We start from the raw sequence: 18863 nt of genomic DNA, 5'->3' as shown, positions 1-18863 counted from the left end.
ACACGGCTGCCGGATGCGCTGCGGCTTCGCGATGCAGTGTCGCTGAATTGACACGGATGAGACGGGAAAAGAGAATACGCGCCTGTTCAAGTCAGCGGTGACGTCCGGTCGAAGCCGCTGCTGCGATTCCACTGGGGCGTAGCCAAGCGGTAAGGCATCGGGTTTTGATCCCGTGATTCGCAGGTTCGAATCCTGCCGCCCCAGCCATTGTCATCCGTCGCGAACACGGCGGGGTGGCGGAGCGACAATCCGACGGTGTCCCGAACGCGCGTCGGCGAGCCCGGATCACCGCGTGAAGCGGTTCGGGTCCGACGGGTCGAGGACGTGACAATCCACGGATCGTCTCGCCGCCGCAGCCAGGAAAAATTGACGAACAGCCACGGCATCCGGCGCGCGTCCAGGGAAGAGCAACGGCCCGCGCCGAGCCCCGGTCGCTTCAGGACCGGTGGCATTCGACGGCACGCCGCCGGCACGCGGTCCAGACATCATTGAAAAACGGCGGTAATTCATGACGGACTCCCGATTGATGGTCTTCACGGGCAACGCCAATCCGGCGCTGGCCCGGGATGTGGCGGGCTATCTCAAGCTGCCGGTGGGCAAGGCCAGTGTCGGCAAGTTCTCCGACGGCGAGGTCGCCGTCGAGATCGAGGAGAACGTACGCGGGCGCGACGTGTTCGTGGTCCAGTCGACCTGTCAGCCGACCAACGACAACCTCATGGAACTGCTGATGATGATCGATGCGCTGCATCGTGCATCGGCAGGGCGGATCACCGCCGTCATACCCTACTTCGGCTATGCGCGCCAGGATCGCCGTCCGCGCTCGGCGCGCGTGCCGATCTCGGCGAAGGTCGCCGCCAGCCTGCTCGGCGCCGTCGGCACGGACCGTGTGCTCACGGTCGATCTGCACGCCGACCAGATCCAGGGCTTCTTCGACATGCCGGTCGACAACGTCTATGCCTCGCCGGTGCTGCTCGGCGATATCTGGCGCCAGAAGGAGGACAATCTCATCGTCGTCTCACCGGACGTCGGCGGGGTGGTCCGGGCTCGGGCGCTGGCCAAGCGGCTGGACGAGGCTGATCTCGCGATCATCGACAAGCGTCGGCCCAAGGCCAACGAAGCCAAGATCATGAACATCATCGGCGACGTGAAGGGCAAGAGCTGCATCATGGTCGACGACCTGGTCGATACGGCGGGCACGCTCTGCCAGGCGGCCGATGCGCTCAAGAATCAGGGGGCTACCCGGGTGCGCGCCTACGTGACGCATCCGGTGCTCTCCGGCAAGGCGGTGGAGAACATCAGCAATTCCCGCCTCGACGAGCTGGTGGTTTCCGATACCATCCCGCTGTCGACCGATGCGGCGGCGTGCGGCAAGATCCGACAGCTGCACATCGCCGCGCTGCTGGCCGAAACCATCCGCCGTGTCAGCAACGAGGAGTCGGTCTCCACGCTGTACGTGGACTGATTGCGAATTTTTCGGTCGCGGCTCGGCATTCGCCGCGCAAGCGCGTATACTACGCGGTCTTTTGAACGCGGCGGAACCGATCGTCGCGGCCTGCAAGCATTGTTCGACCCGGCAAGGCGTGGTTTGCCGGTGCACATCGACTGGAGCGAATCGATATGGAAGCCTTCGAGTTGAACGCGGAAAAACGCACGGCCAAGGGCCGCGCCGAGAACCGCCGCCTGCGCCGTGCCGGCCAGGTGCCGGCCATCATCTATGGTGGCAACGGCGATCCGGTGATGCTGAGCCTGGAGCACAACGACCTCGACCATCATCTGGATAACGAGGCGTTCTTCTCGCACATCATCAAGATTCACGTCGCCGGCGGTGGCACCGAAGAGGCGGTGCTGCGTGACCTTCAGCGGCATCCCGCCAAGCCGTTCATCGAGCACGCCGATTTCCTGCGCATCGTCGCGGGCGAGGCGCTGCGCATGAGCGTGCCGCTGCACTTCGCGGGCGAGGACGAGTGCCCCGGTGTGGTCGACGAGGACGGCGTCATTCAGCACAACATGAACGACGTCGAGATCGAGTGCCTGCCGCGCAATCTGCCGGAGTACATCGAGGTCGACTGCTCGAAGCTCGGGCTCAACGACTCGATCCATCTCAGCGAGCTGGTGCTGCCGGAAGGCGTGCAGATCGTGGATCTGATGGGCGACGAGGAGGATCAGAACGATCTGACCGTCGTTTCCGTCCAGGTGCCGCGTGCCGCCATCGAGCTGGAAGAAGAGGATGCCGAGGCCGCCGAAGCCGAAGAGGGCGAGGACGCCGACGGCGAGTCCGACGACTCGGAAGCCGGGGACGACGGCGAGGACGAGGGCGATCAGGACAAGTAGTCCCGGATCCTCGTCCGGCCCGGTTCGGAGCGACAGCGCGTGAGCGAGAACATTCGTGCGATCGTGGCCCTGGGCAATCCCGGGCCCGATCATGCACGGGACCGTCACAACGCCGGGTTCTGGTTCGCCGACGTGCTGGCGGCGCGCTGGCGACTGTCGTTCTCATCGGAGAAACGCTTCAAGGGCGAGCTGGCGCGCTACGGCGCCGGCGGCGACACGGTGTGGCTGCTCAAGCCCGCGACGTTCATGAACGTCAGCGGTGCGGCGGTACAGCCGCTGTGCGCCTTTCACAAGATCAGCGCGCCCGAGCTGCTGGTCGTGCACGACGATCTCGATCTGCCGCCGGGCACGGTTCGACTCAAGGAATCCGGCGGCCACGGCGGGCACAACGGTCTGCGCGACATCCACCGCGTGATCGGCTCCCAGTACAATCGGCTGCGGGTCGGCATCGGGCACCCCGGTGACGCCGCGGGCGTGCTGTCGCACGTGCTCGGCACGCCGACGGCCGATGAGCAGGCCGCGATCGAGGCGGGCCTCGTGGCGGCGGCCGACGCCGTCGAGACCGTGCTCGCCTCGACCTGGAACCGGGGCGCCCAGCAACTGAATTCGCGCAAGGCGGTAAGTGACTGATGGCACTTCAAGTGGGAATCGTGGGCCTGCCCAACGTCGGCAAGTCGACGCTGTTCAACGCCCTCACGGCCGCGGAGATCCCGGCCGAGAACTATCCGTTCTGCACCATCGATCCGAACGTGGGGGTCGTGCCGGTGCCGGATCCGCGCCTGGCCGCGCTCGCCGAGATCGCCGCGCCGGAAAAGACGCTGCCAACGACCATCGAGTTCGTCGACATCGCCGGGCTCGTGGCCGGGGCCTCGGCGGGCGAGGGGCTGGGCAACCAGTTCCTCGCCAATATCCGCGAGACCCACGCGATCCTGCACGTGGTCCGCTGTTTCGAGGACGACGACGTCATGCACGTCGCCGGTCGCGTGGATCCGATCGCCGACATCGAGACCATCGACACGGAACTCGCGCTGGCGGATCTCGCCACCGCCACGCGCGCGGCCGAGCGGGCGACCAAGGCGGCCAAGTCGGGCGACAAGACGGCGCGGCGCAACGCGGATCTGTTCGCGCGCGTGCGCGACCATCTGGACACCGGTGCACCGGTGCGCGCGATGGATCTGAGCGACGACGACCGGGCCGCCCTGCACGAGCTGCACCTGATCACGGCCAAGCCGGCGCTGTTCGTGGCCAACGTTGACGAAGGCGGTTTCGAGAACAATCCGCTGCTCGATCGGGTGCGCGAATACGCCAGTGCCCAGGACGCGCCGGTCGTGTCGGTGTGTGCCGCGCTCGAGGGCGAGCTCGCCCAGCTGGACGGCGACGACAAGGCGGATTTCCTGGCGGATCTGGGTCTGGAGGAGCCGGGTCTGGACCGGGTCATCCGGGCCGCCTACGAACTGCTCGGCCTGCAGACCTTCTTTACGGCCGGTCCGAAGGAGGTTCGGGCATGGACGGTGCGCCGCGGCGCGACCGCACCGCAGGCGGCCGGCGTGATCCATACCGATTTCGAGCGTGGCTTCATCCGCGCCGAGGTCATCGGTTACGACGACTACGTCGAACTCAGGGGCGAAAAGGGGGCCAAGGAGGCCGGCCGTCAACGCCTCGAAGGCAAGGAGTACCGGATGGTGGAAGGCGACGTCGTCCACTTCCGATTCAACGTCTGAATCTCGCCGCCGGCAGCCACTGAAATCATCTGCCGGCAAGCCTTGACAGGATATGTCCGGGCGAAGAAACTACGCGGCTTTCCGGCTATGTAGCTCAGGGGTTAGAGCACAGCATTCATAATGCTGGTGTCGCTGGTTCAAATCCAGCCATAGCCACCAATATCATCAGGGGCTTACGGCGCCTGGCCCGCACGCTCCCCCTCGGTTCGGGGGAGCCGTGGGGGAACCTGCCTTCGCCCGTCGTGGCCTGCCGGGCTCTGTCTTCGCGACTACGCGTTTTCGCCCATGCCAAGCGCGCCGGGCAAGCTGATAGACTCGCAGCTTTGCGGGCATCCGACACACGGCATGGCTGATCCATCGAAAGGCGGGCGTAAAAAACCGCTCAAGCTCAAGACCGGCTCGTTTGACCGCAATGCGGCCATGGCCCGCATGGGGATGGTCGCCGGTGCGCAGTACGCCGGCCACACGCTCGGCAACCTGTTCCGCAACAAGGCCGACCGCGAAGCCCGCAACCGTGATTTCTACGTCCGGCAGGCACAGTTCCTGGCCGACGAACTCGGCCAGCTCAAGGGCAGCGTGATGAAGGTCGGGCAGATGCTGTCGGTCTACGGCCAGTATTTCATGCCGCCCGAGGCCATCGAGGTGTTGCGCAGCCTCCAGGACGACAGCCCGCCGGTGGCCTGGTCGGATCTGGAGCCCGTGGTCGTCGAGCGGCTCGGGCGTCGTCGTCTCGACGAGCTGGAGATCGACCCCGAACCGCTGGCCGCGGCCTCGCTGGGTCAGGTGCACCGGGCATGGCGGCGCTCGGACGGTCGCGAGCTGTGCGTCAAGGTTCAGTATCCGCGCTTGGCCGATGCCATCGACAGCGATATCCGCACGCTGACGCAGATCGTGCGTCTCGCCCGGCTCGTGCCCAAGGGCATGGAGCTGAACGCGATCATGGAGGAAGTGCGGGAGATGATCTATCGCGAGGTGGATTACGACCGCGAACTGCGCATGACCCGCGAATTCGCCGAGCGGCTCGCCGATGACGATCGCTTCGTGGTGCCGGAGGTCTTTCCTGAATATTCCACCGAGACCGTGCTGGTGACGTCCTACGAGTCGGCGCATCATGTCCAGAGCGAGGCGGTGAAGCAGCTCGACCAGGCGCGCCGCAACGCGCTGGGCGAGCAGGCCCTCGAGCTGTTCCTGCGCGAGTTCTTCGTGTGGGGCATGGTCCAGACCGACCCGCACTTCGGCAATTACAAGATCCGGCTGAACTCGGAGGGCCCGGACCAGCTGGTGCTGCTGGACTTCGGCGCCACCCGCGAGTTCGCGCCGCGTTTTCTGGGCTCCTACTACGCGGTGGTCACCGGCGCCTTTCACGAGGACGCCGAGCAGCTCATCGACGGCGCCATCGGCATCAATCTGCTGCGCCGGGATTCGCCGCAGCACGTCTTCGATGCCTTCGCCCGCGTGGGCATGCTGGTGATCGAGCCGTTCGGACGGCATCCGCCGGATGCGCTGGTTACCGCCGACGGCGCCTATCGCTGGGGCGAGTCCGACCTGCCGTTCCGCGTCTCGCGGGCGATCTCCGATGCGGCGATCTCGCGCTGGTTCCGGATCCCGCCGCGGGAGATCGTGTTTCTCCACCGGCGCATGGGCGGCGTGTTCGTGCTGCTGGCGGTGCTGGACGCCGAGATCAAGGGGCGGCCGATGCTGGCCCACTATCTCGAGCGCGAGGACGTACAGCACGAGCGCGAGCATCGACAGTCCCAATGAGGTCACGGGCGCACCGCCGCGCCCTGGAATGGGCCGGGCGCGTCGCCGCCCTCCCGTCAATCACCGTTTGCACGGAAGAAGCCGCAGATGAAATTCGAGGAATCGTTCGATTTCGACCACGACGTGGATACGGTCGCCCGCATGTTCGGCGACCGCGACTACTACGTGGCCAAGTACGAGCGCCTGGGTGGGCGTTCGCCCGAGATCGTGGCCTGTGATCGCGCGGGCGATCGTTTCTCCATCACGGTGCTTCACGCCCTCGAGGCCGCGGCGATGTCGCTGCCGGATCTGCTCAGGAAGCGTATCGGCAGCCGCCTGATCCTCGAGCAGACGGATGTCTGGCAGCTGGACGCCGGCCACGGCCGTATCGACATCGATATCGAGAAGACGCCGGTCGCGATCACGATCGATCTGCGGCTACGGGACGATCGCGGCACCGCGCGGCTCGACCTGCGCTTCGACATCGATGCCGAGGTGCCGCTGCTCGGCTCCAAGATCGAAAAGGCCGTCGCCGAGCCGATCACGCGGCGCGTGCGCGACGATCTCGAAGTCTCGCGCGCCATGGCGGCGGACTACGCCGAGCCTGCGGCATGAGCGCCCGGCACCGCGACGATGACCGCGAGAGCGACGACGGGCAGCGCCCGCCGACGCTGTGGCAGAGCTGGATGAGCGTGCTCGCGGCGTTCTTCGGAGTGCAGTCCAGCGCCAATCGCGAGCGCGACTTCACCCGCGGCCGGGCGAGTCACTTCATTGTGCTGGGGCTGCTGGCGACCGCGCTGCTGGTGCTGGTCCTGGTCGGCGCGGTCTGGCTGGCCATGGCGATGGCGGACGCGTAGACGGCCCACGCGTTCGATGATGCCGCGCGCCGGGCGGTGCGTCCGCGGCCGGCGGACATGGTTGCGAGACGCCGACGCGGTCGCGCGGTGTTTCTCCAGCCGGGCGTCTTAAGCCCGCATCGCCGCGCCGGCGGTGGCGGCGCATGCGGTAGAGCGTGTACTCGGCCTCTATTCCGTGTCCGCGAGGCCTTTCAGGCGATAGATCGCCTCCAGCGCCTGGCGCGGGGTCAGGTCATCGGCCTCCAGCTCGGCCAGCGCCTCGCGCAGCGGATCCGGCGCGTTTGTCCGCGCATCCTCGGTCGGCGCCGTCTCGAACAGGCCCAGCTGGGGCCCGGCCTCGGCCCGGTCGGCGGACTCGAGCTCGGCCAGATGCTTTTCCGCGTTGCGGATCACGCCCCGCGGCACGCCCGCCAGCGCGGCCACCTGCAGCCCGAAGCTGCGTGAGGCCGGACCCGGCCGGATGGCATGCAGAAACGCCAGTTTCTGCTGCCCGCCGCTGTTGTATTCGGCGACCTCGAAATGGGCGTTGCGGCTGGCCGGCCAGTCGTCGGCCAGCCGGGTCAGTTCGAAGTAGTGGGTCGCGAACAGCGTGTAGGCCCGGTTGTGCCGGGCCAGCCGCTCGGCGACCGCGCGCGCCAGCGCCAGACCGTCGTAAGTGGAGGTCCCGCGGCCGATCTCGTCGAGCAGTACCAGCGAGCGATCGGTCGCGTGATGCAGGATCTGGGCGGTCTCGCTCATCTCGACCATGAACGTCGACTGGCCGGCGGACAGGTCGTCGCCGGCGCCGATGCGCGTGAACACGCGATCCAGCGGGCCGATGGTCGCCGCATCGGCCGGGACGTAGCTGCCGATGTGCGCCAGCAGTACGATCAGCGCGGTCTGGCGCATATAGGTCGACTTGCCGCCCATGTTCGGGCCGGTGATCAGCAGCAGGCGGCAGTCCTCGTCGAGGCGCGTGTCGTTGGCCACGAAGGGCTCATCGGCGAAGCGCTCGACGACCGGATGACGGCCGCCGGTGATGGCGATGCCCGGGGTGTCCTCCAGCACCGGCGCGACCCAGCGATGATCCAGCGCGCAGCGGGTCAGCGCGCAGAGCACGTCGATCTCGGCCAGCGCGGCCGCGATCGCCTGCAGGCGTGCCAGATGGCCTGCGAGCGTGTCCACAAGTTCGCTATAGAGCGCCTTTTCGCGCGCCAGGGCGCGTTCCCGGGCCGACAGGACCTGATCCTCGAAGCGCTTGAGCTCGGGGGTGATGTAGCGCTCGACGGCCTTGAGCGTCTGCCGGCGCTGGTAGTCGGTCGGCGCCTTGTCGGCATGCGTTCGGCCCATCTCGATGTAGTAGCCGTGCACCCGGTTGTAGCCGACCTTGAGCGTGTCGACGCCGGTCCGCTCGCGCTCGCGCGCTTCCAGTTCGGCAAGAAAGCCGTCGGCGTTGGCCGACAGTTCCCGCAGCTCGTCGAGGGTCGTGTCGAACCCCGCGGCGAGCACGCCGCCGTCGCGCACGACCACCGGGGGATTGTCGACGATCGCGCGCTCCAGCAGGTCGGCGACCGCGGTCACCGGGTCGAGCCGTGTGTCGAGCTGCGCGAGCAGCGGGGCGTCGAGATCGGCGAGATGCACCTTGACCCGCGGCAGCGTGGCCAGCGCGATCGACAGTCCGGACAGATCGCGCGGGCGGGCCGAGCGCAGCGCGATGCGGGTCGCGATCCGCTCCACGTCCGCGATCTCCGCGAGCACGGCGTGCAGCGGATCGTGGCGGCCCGCGGAAAGCGTGTCGATGGCCTGATGACGGTGCCGGAGCGTGTCGAAGTCGCGCAGCGGCTCGGCCACCCAGCGGCGCAGGGCGCGCGCGCCCATGGCGGTCGCACAGCGGTCGAGCAGGCCGACCAGGCTGTGGCGGGTGTCGCCGGTGGCGCTGCGATCGATCTCCAGATTCCGGCGCGTGGCGCCGTCGAGTACCAGGGTGTCGGTGACCGAATAGGTCCGCATGGCCGCGATATGCGGCAGCGCGGCCTGCTGCGTGGTCTCGACATAGTCGAGCAGGGCGCCGGCGGCGGCGATCGCCCGCGGCTTGTCGGCACAGCCGAATCCGTCCAGCTGGGCCACGTCGAAGAAGGCGGTGAGCTTGCGGCGCGCGGACACCGCGTCGAACAGCCAGGCCGGGCGTTCGCTCACGGCCGCGCCCGCCGGCGGGTGTGCCAGCGCGCTGTTCTCGGCGATCACGATCTCGCTGGGGGCCAGCCGCGCCAGCTCGGTCGCCAGCGCGGTCTCGTCGGCGACCTCCGTCACGGCGAGGTCGCCGCGCGCGAGCTCCAGCACCGCGAGGCCGATGGCGCGCCGGGCCGGGGCGATCGCGACCATCAGATTCGCACGGCGGGCATCCAGCAGCGCCTCGTCGGTGACGGTGCCGGGCGTGACGATGCGCACCACCTCCCGACGCACCGGGCCCTTGCTCGCGCCCGGCGCCTCGAGCTGCTCGCAGATCGCCACCGACTCGCCGCGATCGAGCAGACGCGCGAGATACTGCTCGGCCGCGTGGTAGGGCACGCCGGCCATCGGAATCGAGGCGCCGGCCGATTCGCCGCGTGCGGTCAGGGTGATGTCCAGGAGATCGGCGGCGCGCTGCGCGTCGTCGTAGAACAGCTCGTAGAAATCGCCCATGCGATAGAACAACAGCATGTGCGGATAGTCGGCCTTGATCGCCAGGTACTGGCGCATCATCGGCGTATGCGCGGACTCGGGCGGGTTCTCGGCGCGGGTCCGGGGGCTGCGCTCGGGCATCGGCGGGCTCGTGGTCAGGCTGCGTGGGCGGCGGAGCGGTTCGGGCGCTCCGCCGAGCGCCGATTGTAGGCGTGGCGGCGCCTTTTCGCAGGCGCCGGTGTTGGCATAATGCGTAGATGATCGCATCGTACGACCCGAACCAGTCCATCGCCGAGCTGGTCGAGCAGCTCGCCACCCTGCTGCCCTCGCGCGGCCAGCGGCTGGCCACCGCCGAATCCTGTACCGGCGGGCTGATCGCGGCGGCCTGTACCGATCGCGCCGGCAGTTCGCATTGGTTCGAGCGGGGTTTCGTGACCTATTCCAACGCCGCCAAGCAGGCCTGTCTCGGCGTCGACGCCGCCTTGATCGAGGCGCACGGCGCCGTCAGTGCGCCCGTGGTCGAGGCGATGCTGGCCGGCACGCTGGCGCACAGCCCGGCCGACTGGGCCGTGGCGGTCTCCGGCGTGGCCGGCCCGGACGGCGGCAGCGATGACAAGCCGGTCGGTACGGTCTTCATCGGCTGGCAGGCCCGGGGCGACGCGCCCGACGTGGTGGGCTATGCCTTCGACGGCGATCGCGCCGCGGTGCGTCGCGAGAGCGTGCTCGCCGCGCTGGTGGGCCTGCGCGAGCGCGTCGACGCGCAATAACCGATGGCTGGGTCCGGGTCGCGTGGCGGCCGACTGTTCTTCGCGCTGTGGCCGGACGCAGCGACCGCTACTGACATCGACGCCCGGGCGGCGTCGCTGGCGATACGCGGTCGCCGCATTGCACGCCATCGTCTGCACATGACGCTGGCCTACCACGGGCTCTGCGATGCCGCGCAGGCGCGGGCGCTCGTGCGGCGGGCGGAGGCGATCCGGGTGCCGGCGTTCGCCCTGATGCTCGATCGCTGCGGCGGCTTCGAGCGGGCGGGTGTCGCCTGGCTCGGGCCGGCGAGCCCGCCGTCGGCGCTGCATGAGCTGGCCTCGCTGCTGGCCCCCGAAGGACTTGATTCTGCGGCCTTCATACCCCACGTCACGATCGCGCGCCGAGCGGAGCCGCCGGCGCGGACGGCCATCGCACCATTGCCATGGCCGGTGACCGGTTTTCATCTGGTGGAAAGCGCGGCCGGCGCCCGCTCCGGTGCCTACCGGAGCCGGGGCTACTGGCCGCTGACACCGCGGCCGATAAAGCGTGCCGGGGTGTGAAATAATGCGCCGGTCACGAAGGATCCACGCGCCCCGGCGGCGCCGTCAACGCAAAAGATGACTTATGGATGAAGATCGCAAGAAAGCACTCGCCGCGGCGCTGACGCAGATCGAGCGCCAGTTCGGCAAGGGATCGGTCATGCGCATGGGCGACGTGGACCATTCGAATGTCGCCTCGATTTCCAGCGGCTCGCTGTCGCTGGACATCGCGCTCGGCATCGGCGGTTACCCGCGTGGCCGTGTGGTCGAGATCTACGGTCCCGAGTCGTCCGGCAAGACCACGCTGACGTTGCAGGCGATCGCCGAGACACAGAAGGCCGGCGGCACCGCGGCCTTCATCGACGCCGAGCACGCCCTGGACCCGACCTATGCCGAAGCGCTGGGTGTGGACATCGAGAACCTGCTGATCTCGCAGCCGGATACCGGCGAACAGGCGTTGGAGATCGCGGACATGCTGGTGCGATCGGCCGCGGTCGATATCGTGGTGATCGACTCGGTGGCGGCCCTGACGCCCAAGGCCGAGATCGAGGGCGAGATGGGCGATTCGCATGTCGGTCTTCAGGCCCGGCTGATGAGCCAGGCACTGCGCAAGCTCACCTCCAACATCCAGCGCACCGGGACCACGGTGATGTTCATCAACCAGATCCGCATGAAGATCGGTGTGATGTTCGGCAGCCCGGAGACCACGACCGGCGGCAACGCGCTCAAGTTCTATTCCTCGGTCCGGCTGGATATCCGCCGCATCGGCTCGATCAAGAAGGGCGACGAGGTGATCGGCAACGAGACGCGCGTGAAGGTCGTCAAGAACAAGATGGCCCCGCCGTTCCGCAAGGCCGAGTTCGAGATCCTCTACGGCGAGGGCAGCTCGCGCGAGGGCGAGATCATCGATCTGGGCGTGGCCCACAACCTCATCGAGAAGGCCGGCTCCTGGTATTCCTACAACGGCGACCGGGTCGGCCAGGGCAAGGACAACGCCCGCCAGTTCCTCAAGGACAACCCCGAGATCGCGCAGAAGCTCGAGGCCGAGTTGCGCGCGAAGCTGATGCCGGCGCCCAAGCGCAAGAAATCCGAGGAGAAAGCCGAATCCGAAGCCGCCGGCGACGCCGATCTGCTCGGCGCGGACGACAAGAGCGCCTCCGGCAAGGCGTAATCGAGGGCGGCGCTGATGCAGGCGGAGGGCGACCTAGAGTCCGATCGGGATGCGCGGTTGGCGGCTCGTCGGCAGGCCATGGATCTGCTCGCCCGGCGCGAGCACGCCCGCGCCGAGCTGGCCGCCAAACTGAAAAAGCGAGACCACGACGCCGAGACCGTCGAGGTCGTGCTCGACACGCTGATCGATGACGGCCTGCTGAGCAACGCCCGTTACGCCCGGGCGGTAGTCGCCGCGAAGTCCGCCCGCGGCATCGGCCCCGTGCGCATCCGCGCCGAACTGGCCGCACTCGACGTCGCGGACGCCGAGATCGAAAGCGCGATCGACGAGGCTGACGTCGACTGGTCCGCGCTGGCCGAATCCGCGCGCGTCAAGCGTTTCGGTGTCGCGCTGCCCGACGATTTTCCGGCGCGCGCCAAGCAGATGCGGTTTCTGCAGCGGCGCGGCTTCGATGCCGACCAGCTGCGGGCGGCTTTCGACGACTGAACGGCGCCCCGCGCGGCCGGGCCGATTCGAATGAACCCGTGCCGGGCCGGCGATGGCATGATGGGCATGCCCTGTTCATCGGAGCCGAACCATGCGCGTCACCGCGGAAATCTGTGTCATCCCGCTCGGCGAGGGCGTCTCCGTCTCGCGCTATATCGCGGCCTGTGGTCCGATCCTCGAGGCTGCGGGTCTGAATCCGCAACTGCACGCCTACGGCACCAACGTCGAGGGCGAGTGGGATGCTGTCTTCGCGGCGTTCAAGGAGTGCCATCAGACCATCCACGACCTCGGCGCGCCGCGCGTGTTCACCACCATCAAGGTGGGTAGCCGGACCGATCGGGAGCAGACCAACGCGGACAAGATCGCCAGCATTCGCGGCGACAGCGACGTTCGGTGACGGTATCGCTTCGGCCGTCGGAACGGCTCTGCTAGACTAGCGCGCTGTTTACGTAGCGCCTTTTCGGGAGACGCGGCTAGCCATGATGACCACCAACGCCCTGCGTGCGCGTTTCATCGAGTATTTCCAGAATAACGCGCACCGCTTCGTGGCGTCATCGTCTCTGGTGCCGGCTTCCGACCCCACGCTGCTGTTCACCAACGCCGGCATGGTGCCGTTCAAGGACGTCTTTCTCGGCCGCGAGACGCGCGACTACGCGCGGGCGGTGTCCTCCCAGCGCTGCGTCCGCGCGGGCGGCAAGCACAACGACCTCGAGAACGTCGGCTACACCGCGCGCCATCACACCTTCTTCGAGATGCTGGGCAACTTCAGCTTCGGGGACTACTTCAAGCGCGAGGCCATCCATTTCGCCTGGGAATTTCTCACCGGCGAACTCGGACTGCCGGCGGAACGCCTCTGGGTGACGATCTACGAGGAGGACGAGGAGGCCGCCGATATCTGGCTGAACGACATCGGCGTCTCGGCTGATCGTTTTTCGCGGATCGGCGCCAAGGACAATTTCTGGCAGATGGGCGACACCGGCCCCTGCGGGCCGTGCTCGGAGATCTTCTACGATCACGGGCCGGATGTGCCGGGCGGCCCGCCGGGCACGCCGGAAGAGGACGGCGACCGCTTCGTGGAGATCTGGAATCTGGTCTTCATGCAGTACGACCGCCAGGCCGACGACGAACTGAAGCCGCTGCCGAGCCCGTCGATCGACACCGGCATGGGCCTCGAGCGGGTCGCCGCCGTGCTGCAGGGCACCTACGACAACTACGGCATCGATGTCTTCCAGACGCTGATAGGCGCGGCCGCCGATGCCGTGAGGGTGGACGCGGCGACCGGCGACGAACGGCTGGCTTCGCTCAAGGTCGTTGCCGATCACATCCGCGCCACCGCCTTTTTGATCACCGACGGTGTGATGCCGTCCAATGAAGGCCGCGGCTATGTGCTGCGCCGGATCATGCGGCGCGCCATCCGCCACGGGCACAAGCTCGGGGCGACTGATGCCTTCTTCTACAAGCTGGTCGCGCCGCTGGTCGAGCTCATGGGCGAGGCGTTTCCCGAGCTGGCGGACTCCCGGGCGCAGATCGAGCGCGTGATCGAACAGGAGGAGCAGCGTTTCGCGATCACGCTCGCCCAGGGGATGCGCATTCTGGAGGATGCGATCGAGAGCCTGGAGGGAGACGAGATCCCGGGCGAGACCGTGTTCAAGCTCTACGACACCTATGGCTTCCCGGTCGATCTGACCAACGATGTCGCCCGCGAGCGAGGGCTGACGCTCGACACCCGCGGCTTCGACGCCGAGATGCAGGCCCAGCGCGAGCGCGCCCGGGCGGCGAGCCAGTTCGGCGCCGACTACACCGCGCGGGTGGATCTGAGTCAGGCGACCGAGTTTCTCGGCTACACCGACACCGAGGCGTCGGCCCGGGTCGTCGCGCTGGTGCAGAACGAAGCGCCGGTGGATGCGCTCACGGCCGGGGACGAGGGCGTTCTGGTGCTCGATCGGACCCCGTTCTACGGCGAGTCCGGCGGCCAGGTCGGCGATACCGGCGTGATCGCGGGCGAGGGCCTGCGCTTCGAGGTCAGCGACACCCGCCGTCAGGACGGCGTGTTCCTGCATTTCGGCCGGGTCGCCGAGGGCACGTTCGAGGCCGGTGCGGCGGTGGCCGCCCGGGTCGACGCCGCGCGCCGACATGCTACCGAACTCAATCACACGGCCACGCATCTGCTGCATGCGGCGCTGCGCGAGACGCTGGGCTCGCACGTGCGTCAAAAGGGCTCCCTGGTCGCGCCCGAGCGGCTGCGTTTTGATTTCGCCCACTACGAGCCGGTTTCGGCCGAAGTGCTTGCCGATATCGAGGCACAGGTCAACGCCCGGGTGCGCGAGAACATCGGCGGCGAGTTCTATCTGCGCCGCTACGACGACGCGATCGCCGAAGGTGCGCTGGCGTTCTTCGGCGAGAAATACGGCGAAGAGGTGCGGGTGGTGCGCTTCGGCGACTACTCCGTGGAGCTGTGTGGCGGCACGCACGCGCCGGCCAGCGGCGCTCTGGGTCTGGTCAAGCTCACGGACGAGCGTGGTGTCGCCGCCGGGGTCCGGCGCGTGGAGGCCGTGACCGGTGTCGAGGCGCTGGCTCGGGTCCAGGAGCTGGCGGCCCGCGAGCAGCGCGTGTCCGCGCGTCTGAAGGCCGCGCCCGCGGAACTGGAGGACAAGCTCGACCGCACGCTGGAGCGCATGGCCGCGCTCGAACGGGAACTCGACGCCGCGAATCAGAAACTCGCCGCCAGCCAGGGCGACGATCTCGCGGACAGCGCGCGCGAGATTGGTGGTACCCGGGTGGTGGTGCGGCGCATGGACGGCGCCGATCGCAAGGTCCTGCGAGACACCGTGGATTCGCTCAAGAACAGGCTCGATAACGCCGTAGTGGTGCTGGGCGCGGCCGATGGCGGCAAGGTGGCCCTGATCGCCGGTGTGTCGAAATCCCAGAGCGGTGCGCTGCCGGCGGGCGATCTCGTCAATTTCGTGGCCGAGCAGGTCGGCGGCAAGGGCGGCGGGCGTCCGGACATGGCCCAGGCCGGCGGCAGTCAGCCGGAGCGGCTGGACGACGCGCTGGCCAGCGTCTATGACTGGGTCGAACGGGCGCTGGCGACGTAGGATAGGCCTCGGGATCGTTCAATTCACGGCGCGGGCACCGCGCCCGGCGAGGGAATCGACAAGTCCATGGCACTGATAGTCCAGAAATACGGCGGTTCGTCCGTCGGCTCGGTCGACAAGATCAAGCGCATCGCCGAGAAGGTCAAACGCTATCGCGACAACGGCGACGAGGTCGTGGTGGTGGTGTCGGCGATGGGCGGCGAGACGGATCGCCTGCAGGGGCTGGCCGAAGAGCTCGATGGCCGTCCGGTGGCGCGCGAGATGGATGTGCTGCTCTCCACCGGCGAGCAGGTGACCATCGCGCTGCTGGCCATGGCGTTGCGCCACCTCGGCGCCGAGGCGCAGTCGTTCACGGGTTGGCAGGTCCCGATCGTGTCCGACGACGCCCACGCCAAGGCGCGCATCCAGCGGATCGAGCCCGACAATCTCCGCAGTGCGCTGGACGCGGGCAACGTCGCCGTGGTCGCGGGCTTTCAGGGCATCACCGAGTCGGGCGAGATCTCCACCCTGGGGCGGGGCGGCTCGGACACGACCGCCGTGGCGCTGGCTGCGGCCCTCGGTGCCGACGAATGCCAGATCTATACCGATGTGGACGGCGTCTACACGACCGACCCGCGCGTTGTGCCCAATGCCCGCCGGCTGGAGCAGATCACCTTCGAGGAGATGCTCGAGATGGCCAGCCTCGGCTCCAAGGTGCTCCAGATCCGCGCGGTGGAGTTCGCCGGCAAGTACGGTGTGCCGCTGCGCGTGCTGTCCACCTTCGACGATGGCCCCGGTACCCTCATCACCCTGGAGGATCAAGTGGAAGAACCGATCATTTCCGGCATCGCCTTCACCAAGGACGAGGCCCAGCTGACTGTGCTCGGTGTCCCCGACCGGCCCGGTATCGCCTACTCGCTGCTGGGGCCCATCGGCGAGCACAACATCGAAGTGGACATGATCCTGCAGAACGTCTCCGGCGATTCCAGCAGCGATTACACGCTCACCGACTTCACCTTCACCGTGCACAGCCGCGACTTCGATGCAGCCAAGGAACTGCTCGAAAAGTCTGCAAAGGAGCTGGGTGCGCGTGAAGTCTCGGGCCAGTCGGGCATCACCAAGGTCTCGCTGGTCGGCGTGGGCATGCGCTCGCACGCCAACGTAGCCGCCCGCATGTTCAAGGCGTTGTCCGACGAGAACATCAATATCCGCATGATCTCGACGACCGAGATCAAGATCTCGATCGTGATCGAGACCAAGTATCTCGAACTCGCCGTACGCGCACTGCACGACGAGTTCGAATTGGACGAGGAACCGCAGCGGGTCGACTCGGAACTCACGCCCACGGCGGATCAGGACTAGACGTCGCGGATCGGGATCGGGCGCTCTCGATCCCGCGTTTGCAGCGAGCGCTCCGCGCGGGACGCGCATGTTGCGCTCCGTGGCTCTCGAGCCGCGCGACGATTCGACCCGCCCTGCGGCGATCACGTCAGATCCGGTGGGTCCCGTTGCAGTGTTCCGAGCGGACGGGGCGGGATCGCTGGACCCGTCTCGGCCGATACGGGGGTTTACCCGCAGTGTCCGAGTCGATATAGTCTTGCGCCTCGCGCAGCGGGTTCGTTTGTAATCGAGACGGCCCGTCACGATGTCGGTCATCGGTCGAAACGGGATCGGATGAGGCCGGCAACCACGTCGGCGGCGTGGTATGGAATACGGGAGAGGTGGCCGAGTGGCTGAAGGCGCTCCCCTGCTAAGGGAGTAAGGGGTTTATAGCCTCTTCGAGGGTTCGAATCCCTCCCTCTCCGCCATTCCTTCCGGGTGGCGTACCGAGTCCGTGAGGGCTCTCCGTGGTTTCCCATGTCTCTATCGTCCCAATTGCGGGTGTGAGTTCACCTCGCGTCGTTCGTGACGGCAACCGCTGGTGTGCGAGCAGTGTAGAAACAGCGCGCGGCTCGCCGACTGACGCGGCGCCGGCTGTCGAGCATGCAGGGGCGGAGCGAAGGCGCGGCGTTGGGTGACATGGGTGTTCAAACAGTCGTCCGGTCGCGCGATACAGCACTGGACCCATGTTTCAAGCTCGCGTACAATCACGATCTCTCGACGGGCGACGCGCTCGAAACAGTTGATAACCTTTTTGGAGTCAATGGTTTGAGTTGACGCCGGTCGGAAAAAGCAAAAGCGCCCGTAGCTCAGTTGGATAGAGCGTGCGGCTACGAACCGCAAGGTCGGGAGTTCGAATCTTCCCGGGCGCACCAGTATAGAAAGCCAAACGTCCTCGGCGTTTGGCTTTTTTTATGGCTATAGCCGAGAGGCTTGATAGCCCCAGCTTCTCATCCGCATACGAGAGCGAAGCCCAGACATCCAGTGGTTCGCGGCGACGGGGCTGAAGCCAGGCGTGTCACCGCATTGTGGACCGATGTGCCCGCGTCCGATCCGGCATCGTGCGCGCCACGAATGTTGTTCCATGGTCGCTGGCCGACCGCCGTGCGCATATCCGTGAGGCGGCGCCGATCGGGCGTGTCTGGCGGTAAAAACGCGGCATGGTAAGGCCCGGATTGTTTTAGCCTGAAACGTTACGCGCGGGAACCGCCCTCTCGCAGCAACCGTGCCGGGTCGCACAAGGCAATCCCCGGCCCGACATACGGCTCTGGCCCGCCGAGGGCGCCGTCACCCTCCTCTCGATCTCGCGACGCGTTGACAGACGTCGCCCCGGTGTTCGTGGCCATTCCAGCGGTACCAGCAGCCGACGCTGGTCATGAGACGTATCGACGTGCAGCGAAGAAGGATCGATCGTCGACCCTCGCGATTCGTCGTTCAGAGATCGCAATATCCGCCGATAACGCTTTACGAGTGGGGGAGGCGATACGATTTTCGTTTCGAAACGATGGTTCGCGCCGTCGAGGTCGGCTCAAGCGTCGACCTGGTCGAGAGATCATCGAACCGTCAACCGCATGACAAGGGCAAACCTGTCGAAAGGCAGGGACGCAAAGCCACGGATCTAAAGCGCGCGGGCGACCGCGGGTCACGACCGCCGGGCTGCCGTTGGCAGACGCCATACGGCGAACACTTGAGCAATCAAGGTTTCCGCACATGGCGCGTGCCCAAACACGTCTGTCGGAAACCTCCAACAGGTGGTTTCGCGCATGCGTATTCGAATGTCCTGGGGTGTCGTGGCTTTGTTGTCGACGCTGATGCTGTTCGGCTGTGGTTCCGGTGGGGGCGGCGGCAGCGACGATGATGGCGGCGCGACCGATACGCCGCCGGCGTCGCAGGAGGCCGAGGCTGACGAGGAGGGGGCGAACGAGGAAAGCCAATCGCCCGACCCGGAAGAGTCGGTGGGCGATGATGACTCGTCTTCCACTCCCGAGGAGACGCCGTCCACGGCTCCGGATGACGGCGATGGCTCCGATTCCGGCAGAAACGATGACGCCGCCGACGGTGGCACAGTGGTCGTCACGCCGCCGGCCGACGATGTCGCGGATCAGTCACCGAATGCGCCGGAGAATGATTCCTCCGGCGATTCCGCGGACAGTGGTTCCGACGACTCCACGGACGAC

Annotated in this window: 16 protein-coding genes, 4 tRNA genes, 1 pseudogene and 1 riboswitch; of the genes and pseudogenes, 19 read left to right on the top strand and 2 right to left on the bottom strand. The window is 67.2% G+C overall.

Annotated elements, in window-relative coordinates; translation table 11 throughout:
- Positions 1 to 132: 132 nt before the first annotated feature.
- Positions 133 to 207, top strand: a tRNA-Gln gene (locus SAHL_RS01830).
- A 78-nt stretch (positions 208 to 285) separates the two neighbouring features.
- Here SAHL_RS01830 and SAHL_RS17430 read toward each other — a convergent pair.
- Complete coding sequence (locus SAHL_RS17430) at positions 286 to 510, bottom strand: hypothetical protein (protein WP_123630907.1); 225 nt, start codon at positions 508 to 510, stop codon at positions 286 to 288.
- Here SAHL_RS17430 and SAHL_RS01825 point away from each other — a divergent pair.
- From SAHL_RS01825 to SAHL_RS01790, 8 genes are all read left to right on the top strand, one after another.
- On the top strand, positions 509 to 1462 hold the full coding sequence (locus tag SAHL_RS01825; RefSeq protein WP_123589711.1) for a ribose-phosphate diphosphokinase: 954 nt from the start codon (positions 509 to 511) through the stop codon (positions 1460 to 1462). The two genes, SAHL_RS17430 and SAHL_RS01825, sit on opposite strands and share 2 nt — an antisense overlap.
- 155 nt (positions 1463 to 1617) lie before the next feature.
- On the top strand, positions 1618 to 2331 hold the full coding sequence (locus SAHL_RS01820; RefSeq protein WP_123589710.1) for a 50S ribosomal protein L25/general stress protein Ctc: 714 nt from the start codon (positions 1618 to 1620) through the stop codon (positions 2329 to 2331).
- Between the two features lie 39 nt (positions 2332 to 2370).
- A complete protein-coding gene (gene pth, locus SAHL_RS01815) occupies positions 2371 to 2961 on the top strand; it encodes an aminoacyl-tRNA hydrolase (RefSeq protein ID WP_123589709.1) in 591 nt (196 codons plus the stop codon).
- Positions 2961 to 4052: a redox-regulated ATPase YchF gene (gene ychF / locus SAHL_RS01810; RefSeq protein ID WP_123589708.1), complete on the top strand. Its 1092-nt coding sequence runs from the start codon at positions 2961 to 2963 to the stop codon at positions 4050 to 4052. The genes pth and ychF overlap by 1 nt, the downstream gene beginning before the upstream one ends.
- An 83-nt stretch (positions 4053 to 4135) precedes the next feature.
- A tRNA-Met gene (locus SAHL_RS01805) sits at positions 4136 to 4211 on the top strand.
- Between the two features lie 186 nt (positions 4212 to 4397).
- Positions 4398 to 5813, top strand: a complete 1416-nt coding sequence (locus SAHL_RS01800) for an ABC1 kinase family protein (protein WP_123589707.1) — start codon at positions 4398 to 4400, stop codon at positions 5811 to 5813.
- Positions 5814 to 5900: 87 nt separating this feature from the next.
- Positions 5901 to 6407, top strand: coding sequence for a DUF2505 domain-containing protein (locus SAHL_RS01795; protein ID WP_123589706.1), 507 nt, complete (start codon positions 5901 to 5903; stop codon positions 6405 to 6407).
- Positions 6404 to 6649: a DUF2970 domain-containing protein gene (locus tag SAHL_RS01790; RefSeq protein ID WP_123589705.1), complete on the top strand. Its 246-nt coding sequence runs from the start codon at positions 6404 to 6406 to the stop codon at positions 6647 to 6649. The genes SAHL_RS01795 and SAHL_RS01790 overlap by 4 nt, the downstream gene beginning before the upstream one ends.
- A 168-nt stretch (positions 6650 to 6817) precedes the next feature.
- Here the strand turns inward: SAHL_RS01790 and mutS are convergent, their stop codons facing one another.
- Positions 6818 to 9430 (bottom strand): DNA mismatch repair protein MutS, encoded by a 2613-nt coding sequence (mutS, locus tag SAHL_RS01785; protein WP_221177784.1) that lies wholly within the window; start codon positions 9428 to 9430, stop codon positions 6818 to 6820.
- Between the two features lie 116 nt (positions 9431 to 9546).
- Between mutS and SAHL_RS01780 the strand changes: the two genes are divergently transcribed.
- The 10 genes and pseudogenes from SAHL_RS01780 to SAHL_RS01735 all read left to right on the top strand — a co-directional run.
- Positions 9547 to 10056: a CinA family protein gene (locus tag SAHL_RS01780; RefSeq protein ID WP_123589704.1), complete on the top strand. Its 510-nt coding sequence runs from the start codon at positions 9547 to 9549 to the stop codon at positions 10054 to 10056.
- Between the two features lie 3 nt (positions 10057 to 10059).
- Positions 10060 to 10596, top strand: a complete 537-nt coding sequence (locus SAHL_RS01775; RefSeq protein ID WP_123589703.1) for a 2'-5' RNA ligase family protein — start codon at positions 10060 to 10062, stop codon at positions 10594 to 10596.
- Between the two features lie 64 nt (positions 10597 to 10660).
- Positions 10661 to 11746 carry a recombinase RecA gene (gene recA / locus SAHL_RS01770; protein ID WP_123589702.1) on the top strand — a complete coding sequence of 362 codons (1086 nt, stop codon included), beginning with the start codon at positions 10661 to 10663 and terminating at the stop codon, positions 11744 to 11746.
- Between the two features lie 15 nt (positions 11747 to 11761).
- A complete protein-coding gene (locus SAHL_RS01765) occupies positions 11762 to 12232 on the top strand; it encodes a regulatory protein RecX (protein ID WP_123589701.1) in 471 nt (156 codons plus the stop codon).
- A gap of 91 nt (positions 12233 to 12323) precedes the next feature.
- Complete coding sequence (locus tag SAHL_RS01760; protein ID WP_123589700.1) at positions 12324 to 12629, top strand: MTH1187 family thiamine-binding protein; 306 nt, start codon at positions 12324 to 12326, stop codon at positions 12627 to 12629.
- An 82-nt stretch (positions 12630 to 12711) separates the two neighbouring features.
- Entirely contained in the window at positions 12712 to 15327 is a 2616-nt protein-coding gene (alaS, locus tag SAHL_RS01755) for an alanine--tRNA ligase (protein WP_184947179.1), read from the top strand.
- Positions 15328 to 15393: 66 nt separating this feature from the next.
- Positions 15394 to 16668 (top strand): aspartate kinase, encoded by a 1275-nt coding sequence (locus tag SAHL_RS01750; RefSeq protein ID WP_123589699.1) that lies wholly within the window; start codon positions 15394 to 15396, stop codon positions 16666 to 16668.
- 353 nt (positions 16669 to 17021) lie between these two features.
- Positions 17022 to 17114 (top strand) — tRNA-Ser (locus SAHL_RS01745).
- A gap of 370 nt (positions 17115 to 17484) precedes the next feature.
- A tRNA-Arg gene (locus SAHL_RS01740) sits at positions 17485 to 17561 on the top strand.
- Between the two features lie 694 nt (positions 17562 to 18255).
- Positions 18256 to 18350, top strand: a riboswitch (cyclic di-GMP riboswitch).
- Positions 18351 to 18449: 99 nt separating this feature from the next.
- Positions 18450 to 18863 (top strand): annotated as a pseudogene (locus tag SAHL_RS01735) (hypothetical protein); the annotation flags it as partial.

Origin of the sequence: Salinisphaera orenii subsp. halophila YIM 95161 (assembly GCF_003732545.1) — a bacterium.
In the GTDB taxonomy this organism is placed as follows: domain Bacteria; phylum Pseudomonadota; class Gammaproteobacteria; order Nevskiales; family Salinisphaeraceae; genus Salinisphaera; species Salinisphaera orenii_A.
Note: the sequence above shows the minus strand (reverse complement) of the source record. Positions and strands in the feature narration are given on the sequence as shown.

Excerpts from the sequence above, each read along its gene's own strand:
- SAHL_RS01820 (WP_123589710.1), top strand. The coding sequence starts at position 1,618 with ATGGAAGCCTTCGAGTTGAACGCGGAAAAACGCACGGCCAAGGGCCGC.
- SAHL_RS01780 (WP_123589704.1), top strand. The coding sequence starts at position 9,547 with ATGATCGCATCGTACGACCCGAACCAGTCCATCGCCGAGCTGGTCGAG.
- SAHL_RS01795 (WP_123589706.1), top strand. The coding sequence starts at position 5,901 with ATGAAATTCGAGGAATCGTTCGATTTCGACCACGACGTGGATACGGTC.
- recA (WP_123589702.1), top strand. The coding sequence starts at position 10,661 with ATGGATGAAGATCGCAAGAAAGCACTCGCCGCGGCGCTGACGCAGATC.
- SAHL_RS01790 (WP_123589705.1), top strand. The coding sequence starts at position 6,404 with ATGAGCGCCCGGCACCGCGACGATGACCGCGAGAGCGACGACGGGCAG.
- alaS (WP_184947179.1), top strand. The coding sequence starts at position 12,712 with ATGATGACCACCAACGCCCTGCGTGCGCGTTTCATCGAGTATTTCCAG.
- SAHL_RS01765 (WP_123589701.1), top strand. The coding sequence starts at position 11,762 with ATGCAGGCGGAGGGCGACCTAGAGTCCGATCGGGATGCGCGGTTGGCG.
- SAHL_RS17430 (WP_123630907.1), bottom strand. The coding sequence starts at position 510 with ATGAATTACCGCCGTTTTTCAATGATGTCTGGACCGCGTGCCGGCGGC.
- SAHL_RS01775 (WP_123589703.1), top strand. The coding sequence starts at position 10,060 with ATGGCTGGGTCCGGGTCGCGTGGCGGCCGACTGTTCTTCGCGCTGTGG.
- SAHL_RS01760 (WP_123589700.1), top strand. The coding sequence starts at position 12,324 with ATGCGCGTCACCGCGGAAATCTGTGTCATCCCGCTCGGCGAGGGCGTC.
- mutS (WP_221177784.1), bottom strand. The coding sequence starts at position 9,430 with ATGCCCGAGCGCAGCCCCCGGACCCGCGCCGAGAACCCGCCCGAGTCC.
- SAHL_RS01750 (WP_123589699.1), top strand. The coding sequence starts at position 15,394 with ATGGCACTGATAGTCCAGAAATACGGCGGTTCGTCCGTCGGCTCGGTC.
- SAHL_RS01825 (WP_123589711.1), top strand. The coding sequence starts at position 509 with ATGACGGACTCCCGATTGATGGTCTTCACGGGCAACGCCAATCCGGCG.
- ychF (WP_123589708.1), top strand. The coding sequence starts at position 2,961 with ATGGCACTTCAAGTGGGAATCGTGGGCCTGCCCAACGTCGGCAAGTCG.
- SAHL_RS01800 (WP_123589707.1), top strand. The coding sequence starts at position 4,398 with ATGGCTGATCCATCGAAAGGCGGGCGTAAAAAACCGCTCAAGCTCAAG.